Origin of the sequence: Streptomyces sp. NPDC005303, from assembly GCF_040607335.1 — a bacterium.
GTDB lineage: Bacteria > Actinomycetota > Actinomycetes > Streptomycetales > Streptomycetaceae > Streptomyces.
The window spans coordinates 1-1,735 of record NZ_JBEXGM010000083.1 but is presented as its reverse complement, the minus strand read 5'-3'; the positions used below and the strand labels follow the sequence as shown (position 1 = coordinate 1,735).

Annotated in this window: 2 protein-coding genes; both read left to right on the top strand. The window is 68.5% G+C overall.

Going from position 1 to position 1,735, the window contains the following annotated elements; genetic code table 11:
* Nucleotides 1-160 precede the first annotated feature (160 nt).
* Entirely contained in the window at nt 161-1,009 is an 849-nt protein-coding gene (locus tag ABZT93_RS40350) for an MIP/aquaporin family protein (RefSeq protein ID WP_356114114.1), read from the top strand.
* A gap of 74 nt (nt 1,010-1,083) precedes the next feature.
* On the top strand, nt 1,084-1,735 hold a 652-nt coding region (locus tag ABZT93_RS40345; protein ID WP_356114113.1), incomplete at its 3' end, for an FGGY family carbohydrate kinase.

The window sequence follows — 1,735 nt, the reverse complement described above, 5'->3', positions numbered from 1 at the left end:
CCACCCCGATCGCCCTCTACGTCATCGCCGCGGCCGTGGTGACGGTCGTCGCCGTCGGTGTCGCCAAGGAGACCCGCCACCGGGACCTGTCCGGCACTGATTTCTGGAGGACTCGGGGCAGTCGACGGCCGACCCTTGGGCCGGCGGGAAGCGGGCACCCATGGCTGAGCGACTCAAGAGATCAGGACTGGTCGGCGAGCTTTCAGCGGAATTCGCCGGCACGATGATCCTCATCCTCTTCGGTTGTGGCGTGGTGGCTCAGGTAGTCGCCGGCGGAGCCCTCACGACTCCGCCGGGTGGCCTGGGAAACCACGACAGCATCGCCTGGGCCTGGGGCCTCGGCGTCACCCTCGGTGTGTACGTCGCGGCGAGGCTGAGCGGTGCGCACCTCAATCCCGCGGTGACCCTCGCACTGGCGGCGTTCAAGGGTTTCCCGTGGAGCAAAGTGGCTCCCTACGCGCTGGCCCAGACGGCCGGCGCCTTCGTGGCAGCCCTGCTCGTCCGGTGGAACTACACCGAGGCGCTGGCGAAGGCGGATCCCACCCACACGATCAAGACGCAGGGCGTGTTCTCCACGCTGCCGGCCAACGGCAACCCGAACCTGCCGGTCAGCGACTGGGGCGCATTCCGCGACCAGATCATCGGCACCGCGATCCTGCTACTGCTGATCCTGGCGGTCACGGACGTGCTCAACACGCCCCCCGGCGCCAACCTGGCGCCGTTCATCGTCGGTCTGATCGTCGTGGCCATCGGTATGGCCTGGGGCACCAACGCGGGTTACGCGATCAACCCGGCACGCGACTTCGGTCCCCGGCTGGCCAGCTTCTTCACCGGGTACGGCGGAGCGTGGCGAGATCAGTACGGGCACCTCTACTTCTGGGTGCCGATCGTCGGTCCGGTGATCGGAGGTCTGCTGGGAGCGGGCCTGTACAAGTTCTTCATCGGCCGGTTCCTGCCGACCGCTGAGCCGGAGCCCCCCGGACGGGTCCCGGCCCCGGACGAGAGCTGACTCGAGAGCTGACCGTCTCCCGGGGTCGCCGTGATCCGGCTGCCCCGGGAGAGCCCAAGGAGAGGCGGCATCCCATGGCGGACTTCGTCGGCGCGGTGGACCAAGGCACCACCAGCACCCGTTTCATGATCTTCGACCATGCCGGCAACGAGGTGGCGAGGCACCAGCTGGAGCACTCACAGATCCTCCCGCGCTCGGGGTGGGTCGAACACGACCCGGTGGAGATCTGGGAGCGCACCAACTCGGTGATCCAGAACGCGCTCCGGCACGGAAACCTCTCCCCGGAGGACCTGGCGGCCATCGGCATCACCAACCAACGGGAGACGACCGTCGTCTGGGACCCGCGCAACGGCCGCCCCTACTACAACGCCATCGTCTGGCAGGACACCCGTACGGACTCCATCGCGGCAGCGCTGGACCGCTCGGGCCAGGGCGACGTCATCCGCCGCAAGGCAGGGCTGCCGCCGGCCACGTACTTCTCCGGCGGCAAGATCCAGTGGATCCTGGAGAACGTCGACGGAGTCCGCGAGGCGGCCGAGCAGGGCCATGCCCTCTTCGGCAACACCGACGCCTGGGTGCTGTGGAACCTCACCGGCGGCCCCGACGGTGGCGTCCACGCCACCGACGTGACCAATGCCAGCCGCACCATGCTGATGGACCTGGAGACCCTCGACTGGGACGACGAGCTGCTGGGCTTCTTCGGCGTTCCCCGGGCGATGTTGCCGA